The following is a 6,388-nucleotide window of genomic DNA, read 5'->3' as shown; positions in this document are numbered from 1 at the left end:
AGTTCTACCTCGACTGCCTCTCCCACGCCTCGTACCTCGTCGGTGACCGCACCACCGGCCGGGCCGTCGTGGTCGACCCCCAGCGCGACGTGGACGAGTACATCGCCACCGCCGAGGGCCACGGCCTGACCATCGAGCGGGTCATCGAGACCCACATCCACGCGGACTTCCTCTCCGGCCACCTGGAGCTGGCCGAGCGCACCGGCGCCCGCATCTCCTTCGGCTCCGCCGCCGCGCTCGACTTCGACACCGACCCCCTGGAGGACGGCGAGCACCTCAGCCTCGGCGAGGTCGACCTGGAGATCCGGCACACCCCGGGCCACACCCCCGAGTCGATCTGCGTCGTCGTCCGCGAACACGCCGGTGACACCGTCCCGTTCGGCGTCCTCACCGGTGACACGCTGTTCATCGGAGACGTCGGCCGCCCCGACCTGCTCAGCTCCCGGGGCCGGTCCGCCGAGGAGATGGCCCGCGCCCTGTACCACTCCACCCGCGCCCTGCTCACCCTCCCCGACGACACCCGCGTCTACCCGGCGCACGGAGCCGGCTCGGCCTGCGGCAAGAACCTCTCCACCGAGCTGAGCTGCACGATCGGCAACCAGCGCCGCGGCAACTACGCCCTGGCCGACATGACCGAGGACGAGTTCGTCGCGGTCGTGACCGATGGCCAGCCCGCGGCGCCCGCCTACTTCGCGTTCACCTCGGTGCGCAACCGCCAGGCCCGCCCGGTGCTGCACGAGACCCCCGTCACCCCGCTCACCCCTGAGGACTTCCTCAAGGCCAGGGCGAGCGGCGCCACCGTGCTGGACACCCGGGACCCGGAGGCGTTCGCTGCGGCCCACCTGTACGGTGCGGTCAACATCCCCCTCGGCGGTCGGTTCGCCGAACTCGCGGGCCAGGTGCTCGACGCCGAGGACGCCGTCGTCCTGTGCGGTGACCCGGACACCGCGCGCGAGGCCCGGACCCGCCTGGCCCGCATCGGCTTCGACCGCGTCCTGGGCGCGCTGGCCGCCCCGGTGGAGGCGATCGATGCCGCACACCTGACCGCGGTCGTACGGGTGGAGGCCGACACCCTCGCCGACCGGCTCGCGGAGGGAACGGGCGAGTTCGAGCTGCTGGACGTGCGCGGCCCGGGCGAGGTGCGGGAGAAGGGGACCATCCCCGGCGCCCGTCTCATCCCGCTGCCCGAACTGCTCGCCCGCGTGGGCGAACTGCCGACCGAGCGGCCGTTGACCGTGATCTGCGCGGGCGGGAACCGCTCGTCGGTGGCCGCGTCCGTGCTGCGGGCCCGCGGCTTCGAAACCACCGACCTGCGCGGCGGCTTCGCCGCGTGGCACGGGGAGGTCGTCCACCCGGCCGACCAGGCCCCGGAGGGCGTCACGGCGTGAGCGTCCTGATCCTCGCCCTGCTCTGCGGAGCCGTGGTCGGCGTGGCCCTGGGCGCGCTGGGCGGTGGCGGGGGAGTGCTCGCGGTCCCGGCCCTGGTGTACCTGTTGGGCGTCTCGCCCTCCGAGGCCGGGACCACCAGCCTGGTCATCGTCACCGCCACCTCCGTCACCGCCCTCGTCCGCCACACCGGCACCGGCAACATCAGCTGGCGGACCGGCGCCCTGTTCGCCGCGGCCGGCGTGCTCCCCGGCATCGGGGCGTCCGTGCTCGCCCACCGCGTCCCGCAGGCGGTGCTGACCTCCGCGTTCGCCGTCCTCGCTGCGCTGGCGGCCGCGGCGATGCTACGCGGCACCCGAACCGCGCAGCGCACGCCGGCCGAGGACGCCGGTGCCGTTGGTGCGGCCCGTGCCGCCGGTGCCGCCGGTGCCGCCCATGCCGCCGGTGCCGTCGCAGGTCCGTCCGGGGAGCTCGCCGGGAAGGGCGGGCCCCTGGGCACGGTGGCGGCCGGAGCCGGCCTGGGTGCGGTGACCGGGCTGCTGGGAGTCGGCGGCGGCTTCCTCGCGGTGCCCGCCCTGGTGTCCGTGCTTCGCCTGCCGATGCGCAAGGCCGTCGGCACCAGCCTGGTGGTCATCCTCATCAACTCGGTGGTCTCCCTCGCCACCCGCCTGACGGTCACGGGCATGTCCCTCGATCCGGCGGTCTTCGGGCCGTTCGTGGGGGCCGCCGTCCTCGGCGCCTGGGACGGCAGGCGACTGGCGGCCAAGCTCTCCGGTGCCGCCCTGCAGCGGACCTTCGCCGTCCTGCTGCTCGCGGTGGCCGCTTTCATGCTGATCGACCTCCTGGTCTGACCGGCTCCAGCGCCGAAGGGCTCGCGGGTGAGGAGTCGGCGGGCTCGGGTTTGTGCTGTCTCCCCGAAGGGACGAACATTCACTCCGTGCCCCGCTCCATCGATCCGACCCCTGACCTCCAGGAAGACGCCGTGACCTCCCAGCCCGGCCCCCGCCCGCTCACCCGATCCCCGGGCAAGCCGCTCTGGGCGCAGCTGCGCGCCGACCTGCTGCGCCGACTCGACGAGGGCGAGTTCCGCGACGTCTTCCCCGGCGAGCACGACCTCGTCGCCGAATACCTGGTCAGCAGGCACACGGTCCGCGAGGCCCTCCGGAAGCTCCGCGAGGAGGGCCTCGTCACCGCTCAGCGCGGCAAGGCGTCGCGCTTCACCGCGAGCCGCCCACTGGAACAGGACCTCGGCGAGGCGTTCAGCCTCTTCCGCTCCGTCGAGGAGGTCGGCGCCGTCCAGCGCAGCGTCGTACGCGCCCTCGACCAGCGCGCCGACGGCGTCATCGCCGCCCGCCTGGGACTCGAGGAGTCCACACCGCTCGTCTACCTCGAACGCGTCCGCCTGGCCGACGAGGAACCGCTCGCCGTCGACCGGGTCTGGCTCCCGGCGGACGTGGCCCGCCCCCTGCTGGACGTCGACTTCACCCACACCGCGCTCTACGACGAACTCGAACGCCACTGCGGCAGCCGCATCCGCGGCGGCTGGGAACGCATCCGGGCCGTCGTGCCCGGTCGGGGGGAGCGCATCCTGCTCGACTGCCCCGAGACCACCGCGCTGCTCGCGATCGACCGGCTCGGTCACGACACCGACGGGCGCCGCGTCGAATGGCGGCAGACGCTCGTGCGCGCCGACCGCTTCGCCGTCACCGCCGCCTTCTCCGCACACGACTACCGGTTGGGCGCCCCGGTCCACACGCCCTGACGGAGCCTCACGGCCCGTGAACGCCGGGGCGGTTCGGGTCAGGCCTTCGGAACGAGGGTGTTCTCGTTGGTGCGGCGGTCCAGCAGCCTCCGAGTTCGGGGCGAATCCTCACTCTTCGTGCGTACCCCTGGTGTTCGCAGCCAGGCGCACCGCCTGCCCGTCGTGCACCAGCCAGGCAACCTGCTTGTCCTCTCCCCACTGGCACTACGCGATCCACGGCATCCCTCCTCTGACCCGGATCCGGCGGCCCAAACACACCTCGTCCGCCGTTCCGCGCAGAGGGCCCGCAACCGGGTGACCGGTTCGGGCTGTTCCGCTCAGCCCAGCTCGCCGATCGCGCCGATCTCCGCCCCCGAGGACGGGCACCTCCACCACGCCTGCTCCCCGTCGGCCACCGGTTCCAGCGGATGCGGGTGCCCGGGGCACAGCGGCCACTGGACGAACTCGTAACCGGTCAGCCGACGGCTCTCCGCTCCCCGGCCCTTCTCGCCGGGGATGACCCGTAGCCATGCGGAGGTCCGGTCCATCCCCCACTCTGGAACGGAGGGGGTGACGGAGGGAGTAATGGGATGCAGATCGTTGTGGACCTCACACGCTGCCAGGGCTACGCACAGTGCGTGTTCCTCGCACCGGAGGTGTTCCAGCTGCACGGGGAGGAGGGGCTGCTGTACACCCCGGCCGTTCCCGACGACCAATTGGAGCGCGTGCGCCAGGCCGCGGCGGCGTGCCCGGTCCAGGCCATCCTCCTCGGCAAGGAGGTGAGCCCCGTTGGCCGCTGACCTTCGAGAAGGCCGGATCGTCATCGTCGGCGCGTCGCTGGCCGGATTGCGGGCCGCCGAGGCGCTGCGCGAGGAGGGCTTCACCGGCTCACTGACCGTGGTCGGGGACGAGCCCCATCCGCCCTACGACCGGCCGCCGCTGTCCAAGCAGGTCCTGCTCGGCCAGGCCGCGGCGGACTCCACCGCTCTGCCGATGCACCGGGACCCGGACGCCGACTGGCGGCTCGGGGTCCGCGCCACCGGCCTGGACCCTCTCGGGAAACGGGTGGTGCTGGCCGACGGCGAATCGCTGCCCTTCGACCGGCTGCTGATCGCCACCGGCACCCGGGCCAGGCCCTGGCCCAAGGCGGAGGAAGCCGCCCTGGACGGAGTGTTCACGCTGCGTACCCGCGAGGACGCCGCCGGGCTGGCTGAGCGGCTGGCCGCGGGGCCGCGGCGGGTGCTGGTGATCGGCGGGGGCTTCACCGGCTCGGAGATCGCCTCGGCCTGCCGGGAACGCGGTCTCGACGTCACGGTCACCGAACGCGGCCCCGCCCCCCTGGTGGGCGCGCTCGGCGGCACCTTGTCGAAGCTCGCGGCCGCCATGCAGCGCAACAACGGGGTGGACCTGCGCTGCGGGGTGACCGTCACCGCCCTGCGCGGCGATGGGAACGGCCGGTTCACCGGTGCGGACCTGTCCGACGGCAGCCGTGTGGAGGCGGACGTGTGCGTCGCGGCCCTGGGGGCGGTCCGCAACGTCGAATGGCTGGCGGACTCCGGACTGGCGGCAGGCCCGCGCGGGATCGCCTGCGACGCCGGGTGCCGGGCCTTCGACATGTACGGCATCGTCACCGACGACGTCTTCGTGGCCGGTGACGTCTCGCGCTTCCCCCACCCACTGTTCGGCTACCAGATGCTCTCCCTGGAGCACTGGGGCAACGCGGTCGCGCAGGCCGAGGTGGCCGCCCACAACATGGTCAATCCCGGACCCCTGCGCCGCCCCCACCTCGCCCTCCCGACGTTCTGGTCGACCCAGTTCGGGCTCAACATCAAGTCCGTGGGCGTGCCCACCTTCTCCGACCACGTGGTGATCGCCCAAGGCACGCTGGAGGAGCGTCGCCTGGCGATGGTCTACGGCTACAAGGGCCGGGTCACCGCCGCGGTCACCGTCGACATGGCCAAGTCACTCGACTACTACACGCACCTGATCGAGACCGCCGCCCCCTTCCCACCCGCGCCCGGCGCGTCCGACCGCCCACTCGCGGCCGAGATCCCGCTCCCCTCCGACGTGCCCGATCCGAAGGGACTCTCCCACGGCCCCACCGTCGCGCTCACCGGCCACCTGCCCGACCGCCGACTGACCGTGGTCCAGCCCACCTGACCCACGTCCCGCCCAACCACGAGGAGCCCTATCCCATGGCCGCCGCCGACACCCTCCTGGAACGGATCACCGACTACGCCAACCGCCCCAACCCCTACCCGCTCTACACGGAACTGCGCGAAGCCGGTCCCGTCGTGCGGCAGGCGGACGGCAGCTACCTGATCGGCACCTATCACGAGATCACCGCGCTCCTCCACGACCCACGCATCAGCGCCGATCCCCGCAGCCTGGCCGCCCCGTCCACGCAGCCATCCATGGAGACACCGAAACCGCCGTTCCTACGGCTCGACGACCCCGAGCACCACAGACTGCGCAACCTGGCCATGCGGCCGTTCGGCCCACCGCACAGCCCCGGCCGCATCGACGCCATGCGCGGCCAGATCACCGAACTCACCGAGGAACTGCTCCAGGACCTCCAGGACCGCACCCAGATCGACATCGTCGACGACTTCGCCTACCCGCTGCCCGTCACCGTCATCTGCCGACTGCTCGGCGTCCCCCAGGAGGACGAACCACAGTTCCGGCAATGGTCCGACGCGATCGTCGCCTCCGCCGACGTCAGACCCGACGAGGACGCTTCCGCCGAGCGGGACCGGGCCGGCGAGCAGGCACGGATCGAGATGGGCCAGTACCTGGTCAACCTCGCCGAACAACGCCGCGACCATCCCACCGGCGACATGCTCTCCGCCTACATCAACGAACCCGACCCGGCCATGCGCCTCACCCACGAGGAACTCGCGGAAACCGCCGTACTCCTCCTCATCGCCGGACACGAAACCACCGTCAACCTCATCACCAACGGAGTCCTCACCCTGCTACGCCACCCCGACCACCTGGACCGGCTGCGCCGCGAACCCGACCTGCTACCGGCCGCGGTGGAGGAGCTGCTGCGCTACGAGCCCCCGGTCCACATGCGCCAACGCATCCCCCTCGCCGACGTGGACATCGCCGGCACCACCCTCCCCAAGGGCACCTCCGTCGTGCTCGCGCTGGCCTCCGGCAACCGCGACCCCAAGCGGTTCCACGATCCCGACCGCTTCGACCCAACCCGCCCGGACAACCAGCACTTCGGCTTCGGCAGCGGCATCCACCTCTGCTACGG

At 72.5% G+C, this 6,388-nt stretch carries 7 protein-coding genes; 6 read left to right on the top strand and 1 reads right to left on the bottom strand.

The annotated features are described in order from the left end of the window. From J0670_RS26500 to J0670_RS26490, 3 genes are all read left to right on the top strand, one after another. A partial coding sequence (locus tag J0670_RS26500; RefSeq protein WP_207814192.1) for a rhodanese-like domain-containing protein occupies positions 1 to 1,388 on the top strand: 1,388 nt, incomplete at its 5' end. Then, positions 1,385 to 2,236 carry a sulfite exporter TauE/SafE family protein gene (locus J0670_RS26495; RefSeq protein ID WP_207814191.1) on the top strand — a complete coding sequence of 284 codons (852 nt, stop codon included), beginning with the start codon at positions 1,385 to 1,387 and terminating at the stop codon, positions 2,234 to 2,236. The genes J0670_RS26500 and J0670_RS26495, both read left to right, overlap by 4 nt. A 131-nt stretch (positions 2,237 to 2,367) precedes the next feature. After that, positions 2,368 to 3,147: a GntR family transcriptional regulator gene (locus J0670_RS26490; RefSeq protein ID WP_307806703.1), complete on the top strand. Its 780-nt coding sequence runs from the start codon at positions 2,368 to 2,370 to the stop codon at positions 3,145 to 3,147. Between the two features lie 317 nt (positions 3,148 to 3,464). On the opposite strand, the gene J0670_RS26485 is transcribed toward J0670_RS26490, so the two are convergent. Further along, the gene (locus J0670_RS26485; RefSeq protein WP_207814189.1) at positions 3,465 to 3,674 is read right to left on the bottom strand and encodes a hypothetical protein; all 210 of its coding nucleotides are present in this window, start codon (positions 3,672 to 3,674) and stop codon (positions 3,465 to 3,467) included. Positions 3,675 to 3,716: 42 nt separating this feature from the next. Here J0670_RS26485 and J0670_RS26480 point away from each other — a divergent pair, with 42 nt between their 5' ends. The 3 genes from J0670_RS26480 to J0670_RS26470 form a co-directional block, all read left to right on the top strand. Beyond that, on the top strand, positions 3,717 to 3,926 hold the full coding sequence (locus J0670_RS26480; RefSeq protein WP_207814188.1) for a ferredoxin: 210 nt from the start codon (positions 3,717 to 3,719) through the stop codon (positions 3,924 to 3,926). Continuing rightward, complete coding sequence (locus tag J0670_RS26475) at positions 3,916 to 5,286, top strand: NAD(P)/FAD-dependent oxidoreductase (protein ID WP_207814187.1); 1,371 nt, start codon at positions 3,916 to 3,918, stop codon at positions 5,284 to 5,286. Before J0670_RS26480 ends, J0670_RS26475 begins: the two co-directional genes overlap by 11 nt. A gap of 35 nt (positions 5,287 to 5,321) precedes the next feature. Beyond that, on the top strand, positions 5,322 to 6,388 hold a 1,067-nt coding region (locus tag J0670_RS26470), incomplete at its 3' end, for a cytochrome P450 (RefSeq protein WP_207814186.1).

This window comes from Streptomyces sp. FH025 (assembly GCF_017427025.1).
Classification (GTDB): Bacteria; Actinomycetota; Actinomycetes; order Streptomycetales; family Streptomycetaceae; genus Kitasatospora.
This window is presented reverse-complemented; position numbering and strand designations above follow the sequence as displayed.